The sequence below is a fragment of the Allochromatium palmeri genome, assembly GCF_009720725.1.
GTDB lineage: Bacteria > Pseudomonadota > Gammaproteobacteria > Chromatiales > Chromatiaceae > Thermochromatium > Thermochromatium palmeri.
In genome coordinates this window covers 25,342-46,894 of sequence record NZ_WNKT01000028.1, presented here as the reverse complement: position 1 = coordinate 46,894, position 21,553 = coordinate 25,342, and the positions used below count along the sequence as shown (strand labels likewise).

20 protein-coding genes, 1 tRNA gene and 3 pseudogenes are annotated in these 21,553 nt (G+C 62.9%); 6 read left to right on the top strand and 18 right to left on the bottom strand.

The window, feature by feature from the left end:
• Positions 1-222: 222 nt before the first annotated feature.
• The 6 genes and pseudogenes from GJ668_RS12805 to recA form a co-directional block, all read right to left on the bottom strand.
• The gene (locus GJ668_RS12805; protein ID WP_155450543.1) at positions 223-1,443 is read right to left on the bottom strand and encodes an aspartate kinase; all 1,221 of its coding nucleotides are present in this window, start codon (positions 1,441-1,443) and stop codon (positions 223-225) included.
• 61 nt (positions 1,444-1,504) lie between these two features.
• A complete protein-coding gene (alaS, locus tag GJ668_RS12800) occupies positions 1,505-4,108 on the bottom strand; it encodes an alanine--tRNA ligase (protein WP_155450542.1) in 2,604 nt (867 codons plus the stop codon).
• A gap of 39 nt (positions 4,109-4,147) precedes the next feature.
• Positions 4,148-4,567 (bottom strand): RecX family transcriptional regulator, encoded by a 420-nt coding sequence (locus GJ668_RS12795; RefSeq protein WP_186343085.1) that lies wholly within the window; start codon positions 4,565-4,567, stop codon positions 4,148-4,150.
• A 75-nt stretch (positions 4,568-4,642) separates the two neighbouring features.
• A pseudogene (locus tag GJ668_RS20955) lies at positions 4,643-5,077 on the bottom strand (recombinase RecA family protein); the annotation flags it as partial.
• A gap of 345 nt (positions 5,078-5,422) precedes the next feature.
• Positions 5,423-6,169: pseudogene (locus GJ668_RS21095) on the bottom strand (intein-containing recombinase RecA); the annotation flags it as partial.
• A pseudogene (recA, locus tag GJ668_RS20945) lies at positions 6,161-6,772 on the bottom strand (recombinase RecA); the annotation flags it as partial. The pseudogenes recA and GJ668_RS21095, both read right to left, overlap by 9 nt.
• A gap of 194 nt (positions 6,773-6,966) precedes the next feature.
• Here recA and GJ668_RS12785 point away from each other — a divergent pair.
• A complete protein-coding gene (locus tag GJ668_RS12785) occupies positions 6,967-9,150 on the top strand; it encodes a transporter substrate-binding domain-containing diguanylate cyclase (protein ID WP_155450540.1) in 2,184 nt (727 codons plus the stop codon).
• Between the two features lie 2 nt (positions 9,151-9,152).
• Here GJ668_RS12785 and pncC read toward each other — a convergent pair whose 3' ends face one another.
• Positions 9,153-9,674 carry a nicotinamide-nucleotide amidase gene (gene pncC / locus GJ668_RS12780; RefSeq protein ID WP_155450539.1) on the bottom strand — a complete coding sequence of 174 codons (522 nt, stop codon included), beginning with the start codon at positions 9,672-9,674 and terminating at the stop codon, positions 9,153-9,155.
• A 160-nt stretch (positions 9,675-9,834) separates the two neighbouring features.
• Between pncC and GJ668_RS12775 the strand changes: the two genes are divergently transcribed.
• Together GJ668_RS12775 and GJ668_RS12770 are read left to right on the top strand one after the other, a co-directional pair.
• On the top strand, positions 9,835-10,116 hold the full coding sequence (locus GJ668_RS12775; RefSeq protein ID WP_155450538.1) for a cupin domain-containing protein: 282 nt from the start codon (positions 9,835-9,837) through the stop codon (positions 10,114-10,116).
• A 70-nt stretch (positions 10,117-10,186) separates the two neighbouring features.
• Positions 10,187-10,681 carry a DUF302 domain-containing protein gene (locus GJ668_RS12770; RefSeq protein ID WP_155450537.1) on the top strand — a complete coding sequence of 165 codons (495 nt, stop codon included), beginning with the start codon at positions 10,187-10,189 and terminating at the stop codon, positions 10,679-10,681.
• A gap of 13 nt (positions 10,682-10,694) precedes the next feature.
• Here GJ668_RS12770 and GJ668_RS12765 read toward each other — a convergent pair whose 3' ends face one another.
• The 3 genes from GJ668_RS12765 to GJ668_RS12755 are packed head-to-tail and all read right to left on the bottom strand — an operon-like array spanning position 10,695 to position 14,297.
• Positions 10,695-11,021, bottom strand: a complete 327-nt coding sequence (locus GJ668_RS12765; protein WP_155450536.1) for a cysteine-rich small domain-containing protein — start codon at positions 11,019-11,021, stop codon at positions 10,695-10,697.
• Positions 11,021-12,847 (bottom strand): sodium-extruding oxaloacetate decarboxylase subunit alpha, encoded by a 1,827-nt coding sequence (gene oadA / locus GJ668_RS12760; RefSeq protein ID WP_155450535.1) that lies wholly within the window; start codon positions 12,845-12,847, stop codon positions 11,021-11,023. The genes GJ668_RS12765 and oadA overlap by 1 nt, the downstream gene beginning before the upstream one ends.
• A 31-nt stretch (positions 12,848-12,878) precedes the next feature.
• Complete coding sequence (locus GJ668_RS12755; RefSeq protein WP_155450534.1) at positions 12,879-14,297, bottom strand: acetyl-CoA carboxylase biotin carboxylase subunit; 1,419 nt, start codon at positions 14,295-14,297, stop codon at positions 12,879-12,881.
• Positions 14,298-14,805: 508 nt separating this feature from the next.
• Here GJ668_RS12755 and GJ668_RS12750 point away from each other — a divergent pair.
• Both GJ668_RS12750 and GJ668_RS12745 read left to right on the top strand, forming a co-directional pair.
• Positions 14,806-15,369, top strand: coding sequence for a Uma2 family endonuclease (locus GJ668_RS12750; protein WP_155450533.1), 564 nt, complete (start codon positions 14,806-14,808; stop codon positions 15,367-15,369).
• 6 nt (positions 15,370-15,375) lie between these two features.
• Positions 15,376-15,606, top strand: a complete 231-nt coding sequence (locus GJ668_RS12745; protein WP_155450532.1) for a hypothetical protein — start codon at positions 15,376-15,378, stop codon at positions 15,604-15,606.
• Positions 15,607-15,683: 77 nt separating this feature from the next.
• On the opposite strand, the gene GJ668_RS12740 is transcribed toward GJ668_RS12745, so the two are convergent.
• From GJ668_RS12740 to GJ668_RS12725, 4 genes are all read right to left on the bottom strand, one after another.
• Positions 15,684-15,759 (bottom strand) — tRNA-Gly (locus GJ668_RS12740).
• Between the two features lie 55 nt (positions 15,760-15,814).
• Positions 15,815-16,399 carry a CDP-diacylglycerol--glycerol-3-phosphate 3-phosphatidyltransferase gene (gene pgsA, locus GJ668_RS12735; RefSeq protein WP_155450531.1) on the bottom strand — a complete coding sequence of 195 codons (585 nt, stop codon included), beginning with the start codon at positions 16,397-16,399 and terminating at the stop codon, positions 15,815-15,817.
• Between the two features lie 4 nt (positions 16,400-16,403).
• On the bottom strand, positions 16,404-18,236 hold the full coding sequence (gene uvrC / locus GJ668_RS12730) for an excinuclease ABC subunit UvrC (RefSeq protein WP_155450530.1): 1,833 nt from the start codon (positions 18,234-18,236) through the stop codon (positions 16,404-16,406).
• The gene (locus GJ668_RS12725) at positions 18,220-19,095 is read right to left on the bottom strand and encodes an HDOD domain-containing protein (RefSeq protein WP_155450529.1); all 876 of its coding nucleotides are present in this window, start codon (positions 19,093-19,095) and stop codon (positions 18,220-18,222) included. Before GJ668_RS12725 ends, uvrC begins: the two co-directional genes overlap by 17 nt.
• A 152-nt stretch (positions 19,096-19,247) precedes the next feature.
• Here GJ668_RS12725 and GJ668_RS12720 point away from each other — a divergent pair, with 152 nt between their 5' ends.
• A complete protein-coding gene (locus GJ668_RS12720) occupies positions 19,248-19,907 on the top strand; it encodes a thiopurine S-methyltransferase (protein WP_155450528.1) in 660 nt (219 codons plus the stop codon).
• On the opposite strand, the gene GJ668_RS12715 is transcribed toward GJ668_RS12720, so the two are convergent.
• From GJ668_RS12715 to GJ668_RS12705, 4 genes are all read right to left on the bottom strand, one after another.
• Complete coding sequence (locus GJ668_RS12715) at positions 19,891-20,790, bottom strand: alpha/beta fold hydrolase (RefSeq protein WP_155450527.1); 900 nt, start codon at positions 20,788-20,790, stop codon at positions 19,891-19,893. The two genes, GJ668_RS12720 and GJ668_RS12715, sit on opposite strands and share 17 nt — an antisense overlap.
• 16 nt (positions 20,791-20,806) lie before the next feature.
• Positions 20,807-20,983 (bottom strand): type II toxin-antitoxin system RelE/ParE family toxin, encoded by a 177-nt coding sequence (locus tag GJ668_RS12710; protein WP_155450526.1) that lies wholly within the window; start codon positions 20,981-20,983, stop codon positions 20,807-20,809.
• Positions 20,983-21,117 (bottom strand): hypothetical protein, encoded by a 135-nt coding sequence (locus GJ668_RS20940; RefSeq protein WP_281350234.1) that lies wholly within the window; start codon positions 21,115-21,117, stop codon positions 20,983-20,985. The genes GJ668_RS12710 and GJ668_RS20940 overlap by 1 nt, the downstream gene beginning before the upstream one ends.
• A gap of 97 nt (positions 21,118-21,214) precedes the next feature.
• The gene (locus GJ668_RS12705) at positions 21,215-21,361 is read right to left on the bottom strand and encodes a hypothetical protein (protein WP_155450525.1); all 147 of its coding nucleotides are present in this window, start codon (positions 21,359-21,361) and stop codon (positions 21,215-21,217) included.
• Positions 21,362-21,553 lie beyond the last annotated feature (192 nt).

Genomic DNA, 21,553 nt, shown 5'->3' with positions numbered 1-21,553 from the left:
CCGGCGAACCTGACCTTGCTTGCGCGGCCACCGCGCAAGGGTTGAACCACGCCTGAACCAAGCTGCTAGAGCAAGGCCCAATGCCTGCCATTCTACCAACTCCAATGGAATCACCATAGAGCTAGATCCCATTGCAAGTAAAATCTAGCTTGATTGGTCGAAAACAAGCACCCGAAGCGCAATTTTTCGACGAACGGTCGGTACTTGACAGCCGCGTCAGTGCTAGGGCTGGTCCAGCCCAAAGGTCTCGTGGAGCGTGCGCACGCCAAGCTCCAGATATTTCTCGTCGACCACCACCGAGATCTTGATCTCAGAGGTCGAAATCATGCGGATGTTGATCCCCTCCTTGGCCAGACTCGCGAACATGCGGCTGGCGATCCCGGCATGGCTGCGCATGCCGACACCAACGAGCGAGATCTTGACGATGCTGGCATCCCCCGTCACCTGACGGGCTCCCAGACCGCTGACCGTGCGCTGAAGGATCTCAAGCGCCTGGACATAGTCATTGCGATGCACGGTAAAGGTAAAGTCCGTGGTGGCCTCCTCGGCGCCGACATTCTGCACGATCATGTCGACTTCGATGTTCGCCTCGGCGATCGGGCCGAGGATCTGATGCGCCACGCCGGGCTGATCCGGCACGCCGAGCACGGTCAGCTTGGCCTCGTCGCGGCTGAAGGCGATTCCGGAGATCTTGGCGTCTTCCACGTCGTTGTCCTCAAAACTGATCAATGTGCCCTCGCCTTCTCCGAAGCTGGAGAGCACACGCAATGGAACCCGGTACTTGCCGGCGAATTCGACCGAACGGATCTGGAGCACCTTGGAACCGAGGCTGGCCATCTCCAGCATCTCCTCGAAGGTGATGCGATCGAGCTTGCGCGCTCTGGGTTCGACGCGCGGGTCGGTAGTGTAAACGCCATCGACGTCGGTGTAGATCTGGCACTCATCGGCCTTGAGCGCGGCGGCGATGGCCACCGCTGAGGTATCCGAGCCGCCGCGTCCGAGCGTGGTGATATCACCCTGCTCGTCGATGCCCTGAAAACCGGCGACCACGACCACGCGCCCGGCGTCCAGGTCGGCGCGCACGCGCGCGGCATCGATGTCGCGGATGCGCGCTTTGTTGTGGGCGCTGTCGGTCAGGATATGGACCTGGGCGCCGGTGTAGGAGCGCGCCGGACAGCTCTGAGCCGCGAGCGCCATGCTCAGGAGGGCAATGGTCACCTGCTCGCCGGTCGAGAGCAGCACGTCGAGTTCACGCGGCTCGGGGCGCTCCTGGAGTTGCTTGGCGAGTTTGATCAGGCGATCGGTCTCGCCCGACATGGCCGAGACCACGACCACCACCTGGTCGCCCCGGTCGCACCAGCGCTTGACGCGCTCGGCCACTGCCTGGATGCGCTCGATGCTCCCAACCGAGGTTCCGCCGTATTTTTGAACGATCAGGGCCATCGTTGATACCTGGATTGCACGTCTTTCATTCGGGGTCAGCGTTCAGTTCAGTAAAAAAAGATCAGCCAAGCCGTGCCTTGACCCAACCGGGCACCAGCTCCAGCGCGGCCGGAAGCCCAGCCGGATCATTGCCGCCGGCCTGAGCCATGTCGGGACGCCCGCCGCCCTTGCCGCCGACTTTCTCGGCCACTTCGCGGATGAGATCCCCGGCCTTGAGCCGGTCGGTCAGATCCTTGGTCACGCCCGCGACCAGACTGACCTTGCCGTCGGACTCGGTGGCCAGTACCACGACGGCGCTGCCGAGCTTGTCCTTGAGCTGATCGAGGGTGACACGCAGGCTCTTGGGATCGGTGCCGTCCAGACGCGCGGCCAGGGTCTTGATGCCCTGGATGTCGATGGCCTGGGCGGCGAGATCCTGACCTGCGGAACTGGCGGCCTTGGCCTTGAACTGTTCGAGCTCCTTCTCCAGCCGCCGCGCGCGCTCCATAAGCTGGGTCACGCGCTCGTCGACGTCCTCACGTCCACCCTTGAGCAAACCGGCCAGCCGCAGCAAACGCTCCTCGTCGGCCTCGACCCACTCCAGCGCAGAGGCGCCGGTGATACCTTCGATGCGGCGCACGCCGGCGGCGATGCCGCTCTCGGAGACGATCTTGATCAGACCGATATCACCGACCGCCTTGACGTGGGTGCCGCCACAGAGTTCGGTCGAGAACTCGCCCATGCGCAGCACCCGCACCTGATCGGTGTATTTTTCGCCGAACAGCGCCATGGCGCCGGACGCCTTGGCGTCTTCCAGGCTCATGATGCGGGTCTCGACCAGATGATTGGCGCGTACCTCGCGATTGATCATCCGCTCGATGGTCAGGAGTTGCTCACGCGAGACCGGCTCGAAGTGCGAGAAGTCGAAGCGCAGCCGCTCAGGGCCGACCAGTGAGCCTTTCTGCTGCACATGCGGACCAAGTACCTCGCGCAGCGCAGCGTGCAGCAGATGGGTCGCTGAATGGTTGAGCGCGGTCGCGCAACGGCGCTCGACATCGACACGGGCATCGACGCGATCGCCAACGGTGAGCGGGCCGTCGGAGACCTGGCCGATATGGACCAGCACACCATCGCCCTTCTTCTGCGTGTCCTGGACCTCGAAGCGCGCGGTTTCGACGGTGAGCCAGCCGCGGTCGCCCACCTGACCGCCGGATTCGCCATAGAAGGGCGAGCGGTCGAGGATGACGATGCCCTCTTCTCCGGTTTCCAGCGCATCGCAGGACTCGCCATCGCGGTAGAGCGCAACGATGGTCGCCGCTTCCTGGAGCCGTTCGTAGCCACAAAAATCCGTTTCGCCCTGGATCTGGATATCCAGCGTCTGAGCCGCGCCGAATTGACTGGCGGCCCGGGCGCGTTCCTTCTGACGCGCCATCGCCTGCTCGAAGCCGGCCATGTCGAGTTCGAGTCCGCGCTCGCGCGCGATATCGGCAGTCAGGTCGGTCGGGAAACCATAGGTGTCATAGAGCTTGAATACGGTCTCGCCTGGAATCTGGTCACCGCTCAGGCCGGCAATGGCCTCGTCGAGCAGGCGCATCCCGTGCTCCAGGGTCTCGGCGAAGCGCTCTTCTTCGAGCTTGATTAGACGCTCGACATGCGCCTGGCTGGTTCGCAGTTCAGGATAGGCGTCGCCCATCTCGCGCACCAGCGGCGCGACCAGGGTATGGAAGAAGGGTGTTGAGCAGCCGAGCCGGTAGCCATGACGGATAGCGCGGCGCATGATCCGGCGCAGGACATAACCGCGTCCTTCATTGCCCGGCGTGACCCCATCGATGATGAGAAAAGCGGTCGAGCGAATGTGATCGGCAATGACGCGCAGCGACTTGTCGGCACGGTCAGTACAGCCGGTCGCGCGCGCGGCGGCCGCGATCAGGTTGCGGAACAGGTCGATCTCATAGTTGCTGTGCACACCCTGCATCACAGCCGCGAGCCGCTCCAGTCCCATGCCGGTGTCGACCGATGGACGCGGCAAGGGCGTCATGTGGCCCTCGGCGTCGCGGTTGAACTGCATGAAGACCAGATTCCAGATCTCGACATAGCGGTCGCCGTCCTCGTCGGGCGAGCCGGGCGGACCGCCAGGGATGCTGGGCCCATGGTCGTAGAAGATTTCGGAACAGGGGCCACAGGGGCCGGTGTCGCCCATCGACCAGAAGTTGTCCTTGGCTCCGCAGCGCGAGAAGCGTTGCGGATCGACGCCGATCTCGTTGAGCCAGATGTCGGCGGCTTCCTGATCCTCGGTGAAGACGGTGACCCACAGCCGTTCGGGCGGCAGCGCCAGCACCCGGGTCAGATAGTCCCAGGCGTATTCGATGGCCTCGCGCTTGAAATAGTCGCCAAAGCTGAAGTTGCCCAGCATCTCGAAGAAGGTGTGATGACGGGCGGTATAGCCGACGTTTTCCAGGTCGTTATGCTTGCCGCCGGCGCGCACACAGCGCTGCGAGCTGACGGCGCGGTTGTTGGTGCGGCGCTCGCGACCGAGGAAGGCGTCCTTGAACTGGACCATGCCCGCATTGGTGAACAGCAGGGTTGGATCATTGGCCGGAATCAAGGGGCTGGAGGCCACCTGCTCGTGTTGGCGTTGCGCGAAATAGTCAAGAAAGCTCGCTCGAAGCTCTGCACTGGTGATCATTGGAAAATCTCGAATGGACCGCGCGCCGCATGGCGGAGGTCAGTCAGGGTAGCGTAGGAAGCGCCGGATCGAATCGGGCGTGAAACCACGCTGTTCGAGGAAACGCGCGCGTTTGGCATAGTCGGCACGGTCGCTGGGTGATCGCTGGCCGAAGCGGCGCTCGTGGGCGCGCGCCAGAACTTCGGGCCAGGTGTCGTTCATGGGTTGGAGATGGCGGTCGATCAGGCTGTCGGCAAGTCCCTTGTCGCGCAGCTCGGCACGGATGCGCTGCGGGCCGAAGCCCTTGTCGGCGCGTTCGGCGACATAGTGCGCGGCCAGACGCGATTCGTCGAGCGCGCCCTCGCTGATCAGGCGATCGAGCGCGCCGGCGATCGCGTCTGGAGTGAGACCGCGCGCACTGAGCTTGCGGGTCAGTTCCAGGCACGAGTGCTCGCGCGCAACCAGCAGACGCAGGGCCACGCGCGCGGCCTCGTCGATGAGCGCGTGCGCATCAACCGCGTTTGAGGCCGGATCTTGAGCCGGGTCGTTCAGGGGTCAATCCTCCAGCGGCGGCTCAAGCGACTCGGCATCGGCTGGCCCCTCGCCGCCGCTTTTGGGCAACAGCTTCTCGCGGATACGGGCCTCGATGGCGCGGGCGATTTCGGGATTTTCGCACAGAAAATTGCGGGCATTATCCTTGCCCTGCCCGATGCGCGTGCCCTCGTAGCTGTACCAGGCGCCGGACTTGTCGACAAAGCCTTCGGACACGCCGAGGTCGATGATCTCGCCTTCGAGCGAGATACCCTGGCCATAGAGGATGTCGAACTCGGCCTGTCTGAAGGGTGGCGCGACCTTGTTTTTGACGACCTTGACTCGGGTCTCGTTGCCGATGACCTCATCGCCTTTTTTGATGCTGCCGGTGCGCCGGATATCGAGCCGCACCGAGGCGTAGAACTTGAGCGCATTGCCGCCGGTTGTGGTTTCGGGGGAGTTGTGGACAGCCACATGGTCGACCAGATAACTGTGGTTGCCCGCCACTTCCAGGTCGAAGCGCATCCGATGGCGCGGCTTGGCCGGGCGGATTTCCTTGCGGGTGATGCGCATGGGAACCGCCTTGAGCTGGGTGCGTGCGTCCAGCCGATGACCGTTCAAATGGATATCCGAAGTATCCGGGTGCCAGGCGAAACGTCCGCGAAAATCCGGATGCAGCTTGTAGTCGAGCGAGGGATGCACATAGGGCGCAATCTTCTCATGCAACTGCTGGGTGCGCTCGCCGCTAAAGAGCAGGGAACGCTCGCGCACGGTCGGGCGTCCCATGCCGAGCTGCTCCAGCCGATCCGCCAGGCGTTCCTTATCGTCCATCGAGAGGCTGACGCAGCCAATCTCGGCCTTGCCGTGTCCCGACTGCTCATAGGAGCCGGAGAAGGTGCCGTCATCGCCATACCAGATCGCCACGGCGCGTGCATCCATGGCCGCGAGCATGCCATCACTGACACGCCGACCCTGAGCCGAGTACGCCTGGCGATGCAGACCGACCAACTGAGCCATGGGCAGGGTATCGAATCCGAGGCCATTGCCTGTGGGACCGACGCGGTTGGCGAAGGGCGCCAGCATCTCATGCTTCCAGTGACAATAGTCCTGCTGTTGCGGACCATGACCAACGCGGAAGGACACATTGGATTCGGAGGCAAAACGCAACGAACCATCACCCAGAATGCCGCCCAGGATGAGCTGATTTTGGTCTTCGTTCAGGGCGTAATGTTTGACGGCCGTCATGACTTCGTCGCCGACCTCAAGCTCGCCCGCACGGCGCTCGCCCGTGGGTGTGAAGATGAGATGGTTCGCGGTACAGGTGAACTTGCGCCGCCCGGAACCGCCGCCGGCCGCGACCTCGAAATAGAGCCATTCGTCGGTCTCGCCATTGCGAAACCAGTTGACGACCGGGCGCGGCACGATGGCACCGGTGGCGGGATCCATCGACATGACTTCGACCGGGAGACGCTGATTTACGATTTTACCGATCTTCTCGGTCGTGCCATCCGCGAGCACGACACGCGCGTGATAATCGAAGCAGCCAAACATCACGCCGATCTTCATGCGGATCTGGTTGATGAAGATGACGCAGCAGTTGGAGCGCTTGATATTGCCGGTGAGCTTGCGCAGGGCCTGGGACATCAGGCGCGCTTGCAGGCCCACGTGCGAGTCGCCCATTTCGCCTTCGATCTCGGCCTTGGGCGTGAGCGCGGCGACCGAGTCGACGACCACGATGTCGACCGCGTTCGAGCGCACCAGCATGTCGGTGATCTCAAGCGCCTGCTCGCCCGTGTCGGGCTGGGAGACCAGCAAATCGGTCATGTTGACGCCGAGTTTTTCGGCATAGACCGGATCGAGCGCATGCTCGGCATCGACAAAGGCCGCCGTGCCGCCGAGCTTCTGCGCTTCGGCGATGATGTGCAGTGTCAGCGTGGTCTTGCCCGAGGATTCGGGTCCGTAGATCTCGATGACGCGGCCCTTGGGCACGCCGCCGATGCCGAGGGCCAGATCAAGTCCGAGTGAGCCGGTCGAGATCGCCTCGATGTTACGCACGGCTCCGACATCGCCCATGCGCATGACCGAGCCTTTACCGAACTGCTTTTCGATTTGGGTCAGCGCGGCGGCCAACGCCTTCTTGCGGTTCTCGTCCATTCGGGTCTCCGTTGCGGGTTGGGATCCAAGCCGTTGCACCTCACGAATTAGCCGAAAATTATGACATAAGCGTTGGATAACTTCAGCCTAGCGCATGGCGCGCGGCCAAAAATGCCCGCGTTGCGCGCTTGAAGCGAACAAGGCCCATGCTATATAGAAAGCGGTTTAGAGCGGTTCCTGAGTTAAACTGAACCATGCACATACAATGCCGCTTCAGGCGCTTCCCCTGCCTTCTCGCCGTCGCGGCGCTGCTCTGTGCAATGCTCATCCTGCTGCCACGGCTGCTCTGGGCCGAGTCCGCCGAGCCGGACACCAAGGTGCAGGTGGTCCTGTCGGACGCGGAACAGGCCTTTCTCCGCCAGCATCCAAGCATCACGTTGGGCACCGACGAGAGCTGGGAGCCTTATGTCATCGCGGGGGCGGATGGTCGCATTCGTGGCTACGATGCCAATATCCTGGAGCGCGTCAATGCCCTGACCGGTGCCAACTTCCAGTTGGTGCTGGGTCGCTGGAGCGACATGCTGGAGGCCGCACGGGAGCGGCGCATCGATGGTCTCAGCAGCAGCGCCGTGCATGATGAGCGCCGAGACTCTCTGAGCTTCTCCACCCCCTATATCTCGTTGCGCAAGATGCTGCTGGTCGCCGGCGGCAACCCGGCGAACATCCGTTCGACTCGGGATCTGGTCGGCAAGACCCTGGTGATTCAGCGCGGCAATCTGGCTGACGAAAAGCTGGCGCGGAGTGTCGCCGGAGCCGAGCTGATGCTTGGGGACGGCATTAAAGAAACCATCCTCGCGGTCGATCATGGCGAGGCCGATGCCACCTTCGGCAACATTGCAACACTCTTTGCCGCCGACCGTCTTGGCCTTCCCACCCTGGAAGTCGCGACAAATATTGGCGAGTCGATGGATCAGGTGTTCTCCGTGCGCAACGACTGGCCAGAGGCGCTCAGCATTCTCAACAAAGGCCTGGACGCAATTCCGCAGGATGAGCGGTTGTCGATCCAGAGGCGCTGGTTCCTCAATCCGCGCGGCGATCCTGAGCCACGGGTGACGCTGAACGCCGAGGAACGAGGCTATCTCCTCAATAAGGAGCGACTGCGGCTGTGTGTCGATCCGCAATGGATGCCCTACGAGTATCTGGACGATGAAGGCCGCTACCGGGGGATCATTGCAGACATCCATCATGCGCTCGCCAAGCGGCTCGATATCCAACTCGAGATTCTGCCGACCGCGACCTGGGCCGAGTCGCTGCAAGCCGCCCGCGAGCAGCGCTGCGATCTCCTCTCGGCGGCGGTTGAGACGCCCGAGCGCCAGTCCTTTCTCGGTTTTACGCCCGCCTTCCTGGATGTGCCCCTGGTCATCGCCACTCGCGACGATCAGCCCTTCATCGACAGCATCCTGGATGTCTCCGATAAAACCTTTGCGATGATTCGCCATCACGCGCTCGAAGAGATCTTTCGCCGTCGCTACCCTGGTATCCACCTGATTGAGGTGATGAACCCACTCGCCGGGCTTGAGGCGGTGCGCGAGGGGCGGGTATTCGGTTTCATCGACACCAGCGTGACCATCGGCTATGCGATGCGCAAATACCAGCTCATCGACGTCAAGATTGCCGGCAAGCTTGATGAGCGCTACGCGCTGACGGTCGGCGTGCGCGGCGACGATCCGCTGTTGCTGTCGATCTACCGGAAGGCCGTGGAGTCCTTGCCCGAGCAAGAGGTCGACCAGGCCGTCTCGCGCTGGACCACGGTGGAGACCGTCAAGGAGCTTGATCGCTCACTGCTGTTCAAGATGCTCGGCGCGCTTGGCGTGATCGGCTTGCTGTTGCTCTATCGTGAGCGTGTCAGATCCGGCTACAACCGTCGCCTGCGCGAGGCTAATCGGCAGCTTGAGGTGCTCTCGACCACCGATCAACTGACCGGAGTCGCCAATCGACGCAAATTTGCCGAGTCCATGGCCCAAGAGCGGGTCCGCGCAGAGCGCTACGGCAGTGCGGTGTCGTTGATCATTGCCGATATCGACCATTTCAAGACTATCAATGACAGCCTGGGCCATGATGCCGGCGATCGCGTGCTCATCAAATTCGCGCAACTGTTTGTTCACAAGAGCCGGCGTTGCGACCTGGTCGTCCGCTGGGGCGGCGAGGAGTTTCTGATGCTCTGTCCGCAAACTGATCTGGAATCCGCCACTAAATTAGCCGAGCTACTGAGGCAACGTGTTGCCGAAAGCGACTTCGGGATTGAGCGATCCATCACATCGAGTTTCGGCGTCGCCCAGTACCAAACCTCGGAAACCATCAACGCGCTTGTTGCCCGTGCAGACCTCGCCCTTTATCGAGCCAAGGAGGAAGGAAGAAATCGAGTCTGCGCCGCCTGAGTTCAGTGACTCAGCACGTCGAGCAGACCCATCAGTGCCGCGCGCACCGCCTGAGCGCGCACGGCCTCACGCTCACCTGCAAAACACTCACAGCGCGTCATCACGCCGTCCCCTATCCGCCCCCAGGCGAACCAGACGGTTCCGACCGGTTTCTCGGGCGAGCCGCCGCCCGGCCCAGCGATGCCGCTGACGGCCAGCGCGACCTCGGCCTGACTGTGCGTCAAGGCTCCCTCGACCATGGCCCGCACCACGGGCGCGCTCACCGCGCCATGATCTTCGATCAGCCCGGCGTCGACGCCGAGCATCTCCTGCTTGGCGGCATTGCTATAGGTCACAAAACCGCGATCGAACCAGTCGCTGCTGCCCGCGATGTCGGTGATCGTCTTCGCGATCCAGCCGCCGGTGCAGGATTCGGCGGTCGCCAGCCGCCAGCGACGCGCGCGCAGGCACTCGCCCACGCGCGCCGCGCTCTGGGTGAGTTCGTGTGATGAGACTGAATGGGGTGAAGGGGTGTCCGTCATCATGATGAGCGCGATCTTCGCCGAAGGTCGCGGGCTGGACAAGCGTCAGCGTTGGAAAAAGCCGTCTGAAAACCGCACTATTGCGCTTGAAGGGTTGGCGAACGGCCAATGCCCCGAATCAGACACTCCGATTCAACCCAACCGACGAGACCACCGAGAACCCATGAGCGACCTGGAGATCCGTTGCGAACACAAACCCTCACCCGCCAAGCTGGATGTGATGGGCGTCGAGAACTGGCCGATCTGGAAGAAGGAACCCTCGACCTTCCCCTGGCGCTACGACCAGACCGAGACCTGTTATGTGCTACGCGGCCGTTTTCGCGTGACACCCGAGGGCGGCGAGCCGCAGGCGTTCGCACGCGGCGATCTCATCACCTTCCCGGCCGGACTCGCCTGCACCTGGGAGGTTATCGAGGCCGTCGAAAAACACTATAACTTCGAGTAAGCGCACGCGTTTCCAGCACACGCCGCGCGTCGACACACAAGAACCCCAACGGAGCAACGAGGACCATCACATGCGAAAGATCCACTGGCTTGCACTGTTCGCCGCCCTCCCCCTGCTGTTCGCCACGCTGGCGCCACGCGCCGAGGGGATGAGCCTCGCCGACACCGTGGTCAAGAGGCCGCTGGCCGAGGACGTCTCCATCGAGGACGCGATCGACTCCATGCTGCTGCGCGCCAACGGGCTGAACTTCAAGCTGGTCGCGCGCCAGCCGCTCTACAAGGAGCTGGAAGCCATGGGCGTGGAGACCAGGCACGTCGAGATCTTCCAGTTCTGCGATGCGCGCATCGCCGCTCAGATGCTGGCCGAGAATATCGATTTCGCGGCCTATCTGCCCTGCCGCATCACGCTGATCGAGGATCAGGACGGCAAGGCCTGGCTGGTGACGCTGGATCTGGACATGGTGATGCAGATGGCCGACCTGCCGCCGAACCTCAAGGCGCTGGCGATCAAGGTGCGCGACACCATGAATGAAATCATGACGGCTGGCGCCAACGGCGATCTATAGCGCCCTTCCCGGCTCAACCCCCGCGCGCGGCCTTGCGCTCGCGCGCGCTCAGAACCTCCCCGCCCCAGATCCTGGGCCGCTCCAGCCATGTCTGGATGAAGGACCAGGACGCCTGATACCCCTCGTGCGGCAGCCGACAGTCCGAGCAGTCCTTGCGCCTGAGTCCATGTTTGTCGGTATAGATCCGATAGGGTCCAGGACACTCGTAGGCAATGAGCGGGCAGTAGCAGAACAGACAGTTGAACGCCCGTCTGACCCCTGCATGACAGGGGTAGAACGGGCATTCATGGTTGGTGAAACCTTTGTAGGCTTCGTTCGCCGTGGAGTCCCTGGGTTGCATCAAGCCGTCGTGATTTCGAGCAACACTTCGTCCGGGTTGACTGTATCGCCTTTGTTGACATAGACGGCGGTGACCGTGCCGGCAATCGGTGCCTGGATCTCGGTCTCCATCTTCATCGCCTCGGTGACGAGGACCGACTGGCCAGCGCTTACCGTGTCGCCTTCATTGACCAGCACATCGACGATATTGCCCGGCATGGAGGTCGTGACGTGCCCCGGCTGGCTCGGCTTGGGACGCTTGCTGGCGCTTGGCCTCGGCACCGCCCCCTCAGCGCCGCCCGAGAGCACCAGCTCGTCGAGCGTCTCGACCACCACCTCTTCCGGGATGTTGTCGATGGTGAAGTAGAAGTGACGCTCAGCCTGGCCCTTATGACCGGCGCCCGTGACCTTGATGTGATAGGTCTCGCCATGGACGTTGATGTTGAACTCGGTCGGCGCGGCCTTGGCCGGCTCAGCGGTGCTCGGCGGTGGCTCCAGCGGTTCAGGGACCAGGGTGCCCTCGGCGCGCTGCTCCAGGAAGGCGCGCCCGATTTCGGGGAACATGGCATAGGTCAACACGTCGTCCTCTGAGCCAGCCAGCGGCCCGACTTCCTTGGTCAGACGCTCCAGCTCGGGCTTGAGCAGATCCGCCGGACGGCACTCGATCAGATCCTCGTTACCAATGGCCTGCTGTTGCAGGGTTGGATTGACCGGTGCCGGTGCCGCGCCATAGCGTCCCTGAAGATAGAGTTTGACCTCGTTGGTGATGGTCTGATAGCGCTTTTCGGTCAGCACATTGAACACGGCCTGAGTGCCGACGATCTGCGAGGTTGGCGTGACCAGTGGCGGATAGCCGAGATCCTTGCGCACGCGCGGGATCTCTTCCAGCACCGCGCTCATGCGGTCGAGCGCGTTCTGCTCCTTCAACTGGTTGGCCAGGTTCGAGATCATGCCACCCGGCACCTGACTGATCTGCACCCGAGTATCGACGCCGGTGAACTCACTCTCGAACTGATGGTACTTTTTGCGGATCTGGTAGAAGTACATGCCAATTTCCTGGATGGCCTCCAGATCCAGCCCGGTGTCGTACTCGGTGCCGCGCAGGGCCGCGACCAGACTCTCGGTCGGCGGATGCGAGGTGCCGCCGGCCATCGACGAGATGGCGGTATCGACGGTGTCACAGCCGTTTTCGATCGCCTTCAGATGGCACATATCGGCCAGACCTGAGGTGGCATGCGAGTGCAGATGCAGCGGCAGATCGACGCTGTCTTTGAGTGCCTTGACCAATTCAGCCGTGACGAAGGGCGTGAGCAGCCCGGCCATGTCCTTGATAGCGATGGAGTCGCAGCCCATGGCCGCCAGTTCCTTGCCCATCCTGACGAAGCCGGCGATGTCGTGGACCGGACTGATGGTGTAGCAGATGGTGCCCTGGGCATGCTTGCCGGCGGCCTTGGTGGCCTCGATCGCGGTCTTGAGATTGCGCAGATCGTTGAGCGCGTCGAAGATGCGGAACACGTCCATGCCATTGTCGGCCGCGCGGCGCACGAAGGCACGCACCACATCGTCGGAATAATGCCGGTAGCCGAGCAGGTTCTGACCGCGCAGCAGCATCTGCAGCCGGGTGTTGGGCAGTGCCTCGCGCAGTTGGCGCAGACGCTCCCAGGGATCTTCCTTCAGGAAGCGCACGCAGGCGTCGAAAGTCGCCCCGCCCCAGCACTCCAGCGACCAGTAGCCGATGGCGTCGAGCTTGGGACAGATCGGCAGCATGTCCTCGGTGCGCATGCGTGTCGCGAGCAGGGATTGGTGCGCGTCGCGCAGGATGACGTCGGTGATGTTGATCTTCGGCATGAGTGAACTCGCTTGAAGCCGGTCGGTTGTCTCAAAGCCCCGCGTGCGCGGCGATGGCGGCGGCGAGCGCCGAGGCGATGTCCTCGCGGCGGCGCTTGGTCGAATAGTTCAGAAGTTCTGGATGCGACTCCAGGAATCCGGTGTCGAAATTCGCGGCCCGGAAGTCGGGATGGCGCAGGATCTCCTGATAGAACGGGATGGTGGTCTTGACGCCATAGACGCCCATGTCGCGCAGTGCCCGATGGCCGCGATTGACCACGTCGTCCCATTCGAGCGCCCAGACGATGAGCTTGGCCAGCATCGAGTCGTAATAGGGCGGCACATGGTAGCCGGTGTAGATGGCGCCATCGGTGCGCACGCCCGGACCGCCCGGCGCGTAATAGCGCGAGATGCGCCCGAAACTCGGCAGGAAGTTGTTCTTGGGATCTTCGGCATTGACGCGGAACTGGATGGCGAAGCCGCGACGCTTGATCTGATCCTGGCGGTAGCGCAGCGGCAAGCCGGCGGCGACCCGGATCTGCTCCTCGACCAGATCCACACCCGTGATCGACTCGGTGATGGTGTGCTCGACCTGGATGCGGGTGTTCATCTCCATGAAGTAGAAGCGCCCGTCGGAATCGAGCAGAAACTCCACGGTACCTGCATTGGTGTAGCCAACCGCGCGCGCGGCCAGCACGGCCAGTCCGCCGACATACTGACGTTGAGCATCGTCGAGCTGTGGCGAGGGGGCGATCTCGATCAGCTTCTGATTGCGGCGCTGGATCGAGCAGTCGCGCTCGAACAGGTGGATGCAGTGACCATGATGGTCGGCCAGCACCTGGACCTCGATGTGCTTGGGATTGACCACGCACTTTTCCAGAAACACCTCGGCACGTCCGAACGCCTTGGTCGCCTCTGAGATGACGCGCTCGTAATTGTTGCGCAGGGCGGCTGGATCGTCACAGCGACGGATGCCGCGCCCGCCGCCGCCTGAGGTCGCCTTGAGCATGACCGGATAGCCGATCTGCTCGGCGCAGGCGAGCGCCTCGTCGAGACTGTCCAGATTACCGGGACTGCCTGGCGTGACCGGCACCCCGGCCTTCTGCATGGCCTGACGCGCGGCGGTCTTGTCGCCCATGCGTGCGATGACCTCGGCGTTCGGGCCGATGAAGGTGATGCCGCGCCGCGCGCAGGTCAGCGCCAGCTCGGGATTCTCCGACAGGAAGCCGTAGCCGGGATGCACGGCGTCACAGCCGGTCATGACGGCCAGATTGACGATATTGTGGATATTGAGATAACCGGCGAGCGGGTCACTGCCCAGACTGTAGGCCTCGTCGGCCTTCTTGACATGGAGCGAGTGACGGTCGGCCTCAGAATAGATGGCCACCGAGCGAATGCCCATCTCGGCACAAGCTCGGATGACGCGCACGGCGATCTCGCCACGATTGGCGATCAGGATCTTACGAAGCATGGGTGAGCCTCTGAAACGGCCGGCCGCTGGCCGCAATGGCGTTGGCGAGCGAAGCGGTTCGGCTCGCGATGGATGCTGCTAAGCAGCAATATAACGGAAGTCCGGAGTCCTGCAAAGGGATCGCTGAGCGCGATTGCGGCGGCACAAACAAAAGCGGCACTCATTCTTCGGGTTCGCCCCCACCTTTACCCATGCCTCGTAGACCGGAGCCTTCTAAAACCTGCGCTAACGGTTTGTTAGCGCCCCTAGCCATGACCTGTGTTTTGCTCTACCTTTCGGCCACGGCGGTGATGCCGACAGTGGTCGTGTATCGGTCATGTGTCGGCACCGCGCACTCGACACCGCATTGGGAGTTTCAGGACCGCCGCCGTCACCGGCCAGATCGACGTGACCACCTGGAGCCGACGCGGCCACACTACCCGCACGCTCGACGACATCGCCCACGCCGCCGAAGCAGACGCACGCCCAATCCCCTGAGCCGATTTGCCGCAATCACAGGACTCAACCCATGCCCGCCCCGAACCTGTCGCCCGCCATCAGCGTTGACGAGTATCTCGCCGGTGAAGAAACCGCCGAACTGCGCCACGAGTACATCAATGGTCAGGTCTATGCCATGACCGGCGCGAGCGACCGGCATGGCATCATCGTCTCCAATCTCGTTGCCACACTGCGTCCACTGGTGCGCGGTCACGGCTGTCAGCTTTTTGCCAGCGATATGAAGCTGCGTTTGCAGATCGCCGGCCAAGACATCTTCTATTACCCCGATCTGCTCCTGAGCTGCGCACCCGATGACCGCGAGACCTATTACCGCACCAAACCCTGCGTGATCGTCGAAGTCTTGTCCCCCTCGACCGAACGCCTTGACCGACGCGAAAAATTCCTGTCATACATCACGCTACCGAGCCTCCAGGACTACCTGCTCGTCAGCCAAACCGAACGCGCCATCTGGCATCATCGCCGCTCGTGCGACTGGCACGCCGAGCGCGTGACGGAAGGCAGTCTGACCCTCGACTGTCTCGGGATCGGGCTGCCGCTGAGTCTGATCTACGAAGAACTCGACGCATTGGACTGAACGATCATGGCCGCCCACCCGATCAGCGCCATCCACACCGAACGGGTCTTGCAGGATCACCTCATCGCCCACTACAGCGCCTTTGCCACCGCCTTCTTGCAGGGCGCGATTCGGCTGTTTCAGAAGGACAACGAAATGCGCAACATCGTGTTCACCGACGCCGAGGCGCGCGAGAAGGCCACACGGCATTTCTTCAATCGGGCGCGGCGGCAGGCGCAGGAGGCGGCGTCGGGGTGATTTCAGGGTGAGCCTGTGCGGATCGACACAAGACAAAAACAAACGGCACCCCGAAGAGTGCCGTTTGTTTTAGAATTTGGAGCGGGAAACGAGACTCGAACTCGCGACCCCAACCTTGGCAAGGTTGTGCTCTACCAACTGAGCTATTCCCGCTTGAGAGACGCCCATTATAGACGCTTTTCTCAGTCCGTCAAGTCGATTTAGAAATTTATTTTGACTGACGGCTGTCTGATGGATCGGTCTGCCCCGACAGGCTGGGCCAGGCAGACGCTAAATATAGCATCATCGACCAAAGCGTGAGAAGGGCCGCGACATAGAGCAGCACCACGCCCAGACCATAGGTCCAGGGACCGAACACCGAGTCGCGCAGAATCAGCACCACGATCGAGATCATCTGCGCGGTAGTCTTGATCTTGCCAAGCGTCGAAACAGCCACGGTCGCGCGCGCGCCAATTTCAGCCATCCACTCGCGCAGGGCCGAAACCGTAATCTCGCGCCCGATGATGACCATCACCGGCAGCGCGATCAGCACGCGCGGATCGGCCTGCAACAGCACCACCAGCGCCACAGCCACCATCAGCTTGTCGGCGACCGGATCGAGAAACGCGCCGAGCGGCGAGGTCTGGTTCCATTTGCGCGCCAGATAGCCATCGAGCCAGTCGGTCAGGGCCGCCGCGCCGAAGACGGCCGCCGCCGCATAGGGCACCCAGACCGAGTCGAGATAGAAGACGACGACGAACACCGGGATCAGCACGATCCGCAGCAGCGTCAGGATATTCGGCAGGTTCCACATGATTTCAGGCTTGGTCTCGATGGAAGGCGGCGTGAATGCGCTGGGCCAGTGGGCGGCTGATGCCCTCGACCCCCGCGATGTCATCGACCCCGGCGCGCTCCAGACCGCGCAGTCCGCCAAAGTGTTGCAGCAGCCGCTGACGGCGCTTGGGGCCGATACCGGGAATGTCCTCCAACACTGAGGTCACACGCGCCCTGGCGCGACGCTGACGATGGCCGGTGATCGCAAAGCGGTGGGCTTCATCGCGGATCTGCTGGATCAGATGCATGGCCGGTGAGTCGCTTGGCAGTATAACGGGCGCCTCCTGACCCAACAACCAAAGGCGCTCTGTACCTGGACGCCGATCCGGCCCCTTGGAGACGCCGACCAGGTTCAGACCATGCAGACCCAGTTCCTGAAGCGCGCCGCTGACAGCGGCGAGCTGGCCGCGTCCGCCATCGATGAGCACGAGATCGGGAATTGGATATTCACCCTGCTCGACCCGCTTGTAGCGCCGCGTCAGCGCCTGATCGAGCGCGGCATAATCGTCGCCTGGGGTGATGCCGGTGATGTTGAAGCGTCGATAATCAGACGTGCGCGGCCCCTCGCCGTCGAAGACCACGCACGAGGCTACCGTATGCTCGCCCTGGGTGTGGCTGATGTCGAAGCACTCCATCCGCTCGGGCCGGTCGGCCAGCCCCAGTGCCTCGCGCAATGATTCCAGGCGCCGTGCATAACCGGCCTGACTGCCGAGCCGCTGCTGGAGCGCGAAGCGCGCATTGTCACGCGCCATCTCCAGCCAGCGCGCGCGCTCGCCGCGCACATTGACATGGAGCCGAACCGCCCGCCCCGCCCGCTCGGCGAGTGCCTCGCACAGGATCTCGGCCTCATCGGGTCGCGCGCTCAGGATCAGCGTGTCCGGAACCTCGTGTGTGGCATAGAACTGCGCCAGAAAACCGGCCAGCAGCGCTGATTCCTCCATGTCCGCCGGTGCCTTGGGAAAAAAAGCCGTGTTGCCGAGATGACGTCCGCGCCGCACGACGAACACCTGCACGCACCAGACATCGGCCTCGCGGGCACTGGCGATGATGTCCAAATCGCCGTCCTCGCCGCTGACGGACTGGCGTTCCAGCACCCGGCGCAGCGCCTGGATGCGGTCGCGATACTGAGCCGCGCGCTCGAACTCCAGCGCGGTCGCCGCCGTCTCCATCGCCGCGACCAGCTCATCGACGACCTCGCTGGCGCGTCCGTCGAGAAACTTGACGGTGCGCGCCACGTCCTCGGCGTACTGCTCGGGCGTCACCAGACCCACGCAGGGCGCGCTACAGCGCTTGATCTGATACTGAAGACAGGGACGCGAACGATGGCGAAAAAAGCCCTCTTCGCACTGGCGCACTGGAAACAGTTTTTGCAGGATCTGCAAGGTCTCGCGTACCGCCCAGGCGCTTGGATAGGGGCCGAACAGCCGGCTTTCGGTTTGACGCGGGCCGCGATAGAAGGCCAGCCGCGGATAGGTGTCCTGGCGGGTGAGCTGGATATAGGGATAGCTCTTGTCATCGCGCAGCAGTACGTTGAAGCGCGGCTGGAGCGATTTGATGAGCTGGCTCTCCAGCAGCAGCGCCTCGCCCTCGGTGCGGGTGACGGTCACCTCGATGTCGGCGATCAGGCTGACCAGACGCTCATGACGGGGTGTGAGTGTGCGCCCGAAATAACTGGAGACCCGACGCTTGAGATTCTTGGCCTTGCCGACATAGAGCACGGTGCCCTGAGCATCGAGCATCCGGTAGACACCAGGGCCGACGGGCAGGTCTTGCAACCGTCGGCGCGGGTCGGGGCGCGCGTCAGGTGCCGTCGTCATCAGCCAGGAGACGCGCGACGAGTCGCTCCCAGGTCTCGGGCGTCACGTCCAGCTCATTCAGCCCCCAATCGCGCTGGTCGAGCAGCGCGTGGTTATCCTCGATACCGCGCCGCAGCGCCAGCAGCACGCGCGAGAGTCGGGCAACAGCGATCAGGGCGCGCAGCGACGCATCGAACTGTTGCGGCGGCTCGCTGGCATGTTGATGATAGATCGCCAGGGCCACGGGTTCGGGCAGACGCCAGGTTCCAGCCAGCAGAAAGCCGACCGTGACATGATCCGTGCCCAGCGCGCGGCGCTCATAGTCCATCAGCGACTGATGCGCGGTCAGCGCCTGGAGCGTCCACTCATTGCCGTAGTCCTCGATCAGATCGGCGAAGATGAGACTGCCGACACCTTGCATCATGCCGAACAGATAGGCTTCATCCAGCGTCAGCTCGGGCGCCAGCGCGGCCACTGACACGGCCATGCGCGCCTGCTCCTGGATGAAGTCGAGGATCAGACGCGCCCCGCCCTCGCGGTCGCCGACCAAACGGCTGAAAGCCTCGGCCGTGACCAGATTGGTCAGGCGTCGCAGCCCCATCAGGGTGACGGCCTGCCGGATGCTGCTGATCTTGGTGCGACTGGCGAAGAGCGGCGAGTTGATGGTCTTGAGCACCTGGCCGGTCATGGCCAGATCCTGGGCGATCAGATCGGCCGCCCGCATCAGGTCCGGGTCAGGCAGGCGCAGTTCGTCGCGCAGACTCAGGACGATATCGGGCGCCTGGGGCACCTTGGCGCGACGCACGGCCTGGAAGGCGGCCTCGAGATCGGCACGCGGCGGATACTGATCGGCATGGGTGGAGGCGGCTGGACTGGACATGAATGCTGAGACGGCCTCTATCTCTATAGGTTTGAACCCTGGATGCAGTCATTAAACCGCGTCCGGCCCAAATTCCCAAATACACAATTTCGCCGCATTTTGAGTGCACCATAGCGCGCGTCGTTGCACATCCTTTTGTTGGAGTACGGCTATTGGACACACAATTCTGGTTGGAGCGCTGGGACCGACGCGAGATCGGCTGGCATCTCAATGAAATCAATGCCCATCTCCAGGAGCATTGGCCCAAGCTGGGTCTGGCGCGCGAGACGCGCGTTTTCGTGCCGCTGTGCGGCAAGACGCTCGATCTGGTGTGGCTGGTCAGCCAGGGGCATCGGGTGGTCGGGGTGGAGCTGAGTCGGCTTGGCATCGAGGCGTTCATGGCCGAGCACCGGCTCGAACCCCGGATCACCGAGCTGGGCGCGTTGCGCATCTATCAGGTCGATGAGCTGGTGCTGTTGCAGGGTGACTTCTTCGATCTGCGTCCCGAGCATCTCGACGGTGTGGGCGCGGTCTTCGATCGGGCCTCGCTGATCGCCCTGCCGCCGCCGATGCGTGCGCGTTATGCCAAGCATCTGTGTGCCATCCTGCCGCGTCCGGTCGACCGGCTGCTGATCACCCTCGACTACGACCAGAGCCAGATGAGCGGCCCGCCCTTCTCGGTTCAACCGCCCGAGATCGCGCAGTTGTTCGAGGCCGATCATCATATTGAACTGTTGGCTGAGATCGACGCGCTGGACGAGTCGCCGAACTTCCGCCGACGTGGACTCACGGCGCTCACCGAGCGCGTCCACTGGCTCAGGCCGCGCGCTTGAGCGGCGGGTGCACCCAGAAGGCGTCGAGCGCGGCAACCGTGTCGGCAAGTTTCTCCCAGTGCGGCAGTCCCTTGTGCGGCTCCAGCGTGACACGATGCCAGGTGTCGTGACGCACGACGAAGCTCGGCAGACGCTCGAAGCGGATGTAGGGATCCTGGTCGGCGATGACCAGCACCGGGAGATCCGTGAGCCGGTCGTAGAGCAGATCGATGGCGTCGGGCGTGAACAGGCGCATGGTCAGGAAGGTCAGTGGCGCATGATGCGCGCCTGGCTGATGCGCAGTGGCCCAGGCTTGATCGATCATGTCCTCGGGCACCGGGCCGACGAAGGAACGGCTGAGGAAATGACGGATGCTCGGGCGCGAGGCGACCAGGCCATAGACCCATTGGCTGAGTTTGGGCCATTTCATCAGCGTCGTGACCGGGCTGGAGCTCGGCAGCGGCTGTTCGCCGAATCCGGTCGGTGAGATTAGCGCCAGCGAGGTCAGATGGTCCGGCGCCAGCCGTGCGGCCTGGGCGGCGAACTCACAGCTAAGAGAGAGCGCGATCAGGTCGGCGGGTTCGCCGACGACCTGGGTGAGGAACTCGGCGATGGCCTGGGCATAGAGCGCGGGTGAGTAGCCCGCGGCGCGGCGCTCCGAGTGGCCGAAGCCGGGTAGATCCAGGCTGTAGACCGGCCGCGAGAGTCGATAGTGCTCGAACAGTGGGCGCATCTCGAAGCTGCTGGAGGCGGCATTGATGCTGTGGATCAGCACCAGCGGACGTCCCGACTGGGTGCGGTCGGTGTAATAGGCCAGGCGCCAGCCGTCGCCGGTGGTGAAGTCGGCGCGCGGGGCGGCGATGGCCTCTGGCAGCGCCTGTTCGACAGGATGTTGGGGACTCATGTGTTGGGTACCTTGGTCACGGTAGAAATGTTCGTGCGGGTCGACCATCAGGAGTCAGGCCGCCGACTTTGGCCTCTCCCAATTCCGGCTGACTGGCGACGGCGCGCAGGGCTTCATCGAGCGCGGTCTTCTGCTGGCGATGCAGTTTTTTGGCCGTGCGCTCGAACGCAGGCGTGACGAGGAGGCGACGCATCAGCCGAACTGGTACTCGCCCACGGGGTCTTGCTGATCGGCCATCAGGTTGTTTAGGCACAGAGCGATGCTCGATGGCGCCGTAGCGCCTGGCATTCTCGACCAGGCTTCTGAGAGTTTGACGTTGATGGCCATTTCGAACCTCCGTTACATGGATCCATCGTAGCCAGTTAAGATCCAAAACGGAACTATCTTGGGGCATCCGTTACAAGTTAAGGGATTGGTCATCATGTCAAGCAGAATCCAGTGGAGCCTGAGCCTTTTGTTTAGGCGGCTTGCGTGGACGTTTGATGAGGCCCAGCGGCTTGGCGTGCTCGGCCAGATAGCACACGGGGTCGAGCGTGGGATCCTGTTGTTGGGCGCCGACGATGAAGTACAACTGCGGTAGACCATTTCCATGGAGATCTCGGCGAAGGGGCGTCTGAGTGCTTCGGCCACGGCATCGGTCAAATCGACCAGCACGGCGTACAGGATCCAGGTGGCCCACAGTTGCAGCTCCACGGCGTTTTGCGCCCCACCGTAGAAATAAGCCATTCCCAACAAGCGTTTGGCGATGGCGAAGGCGTCCTCC

Coding starts and splice junctions, on each gene's coding strand:
- GJ668_RS12725 (WP_155450529.1), bottom strand. CDS start 19,095: ATGTCCAGTCCAGCCGCCTCCACCCATGCCGATCAGTATCCGCCGCGT.
- GJ668_RS12755 (WP_155450534.1), bottom strand. CDS start 14,297: ATGCTTCGTAAGATCCTGATCGCCAATCGTGGCGAGATCGCCGTGCGC.
- GJ668_RS12775 (WP_155450538.1), top strand. CDS start 9,835: ATGAGCGACCTGGAGATCCGTTGCGAACACAAACCCTCACCCGCCAAG.
- GJ668_RS20940 (WP_281350234.1), bottom strand. CDS start 21,117: ATGGCCATCAACGTCAAACTCTCAGAAGCCTGGTCGAGAATGCCAGGC.
- alaS (WP_155450542.1), bottom strand. CDS start 4,108: ATGATCACCAGTGCAGAGCTTCGAGCGAGCTTTCTTGACTATTTCGCG.
- GJ668_RS12805 (WP_155450543.1), bottom strand. CDS start 1,443: ATGGCCCTGATCGTTCAAAAATACGGCGGAACCTCGGTTGGGAGCATC.
- GJ668_RS12710 (WP_155450526.1), bottom strand. CDS start 20,983: ATGCGTCGCCTCCTCGTCACGCCTGCGTTCGAGCGCACGGCCAAAAAA.
- GJ668_RS12765 (WP_155450536.1), bottom strand. CDS start 11,021: ATGCAACCCAGGGACTCCACGGCGAACGAAGCCTACAAAGGTTTCACC.
- GJ668_RS12770 (WP_155450537.1), top strand. CDS start 10,187: ATGCGAAAGATCCACTGGCTTGCACTGTTCGCCGCCCTCCCCCTGCTG.
- GJ668_RS12750 (WP_155450533.1), top strand. CDS start 14,806: ATGCCCGCCCCGAACCTGTCGCCCGCCATCAGCGTTGACGAGTATCTC.
- uvrC (WP_155450530.1), bottom strand. CDS start 18,236: ATGACGACGGCACCTGACGCGCGCCCCGACCCGCGCCGACGGTTGCAA.
- GJ668_RS12715 (WP_155450527.1), bottom strand. CDS start 20,790: ATGAGTCCCCAACATCCTGTCGAACAGGCGCTGCCAGAGGCCATCGCC.
- GJ668_RS12745 (WP_155450532.1), top strand. CDS start 15,376: ATGGCCGCCCACCCGATCAGCGCCATCCACACCGAACGGGTCTTGCAG.
- oadA (WP_155450535.1), bottom strand. CDS start 12,847: ATGCCGAAGATCAACATCACCGACGTCATCCTGCGCGACGCGCACCAA.
- GJ668_RS12785 (WP_155450540.1), top strand. CDS start 6,967: ATGCACATACAATGCCGCTTCAGGCGCTTCCCCTGCCTTCTCGCCGTC.
- pgsA (WP_155450531.1), bottom strand. CDS start 16,399: ATGTGGAACCTGCCGAATATCCTGACGCTGCTGCGGATCGTGCTGATC.
- pncC (WP_155450539.1), bottom strand. CDS start 9,674: ATGATGACGGACACCCCTTCACCCCATTCAGTCTCATCACACGAACTC.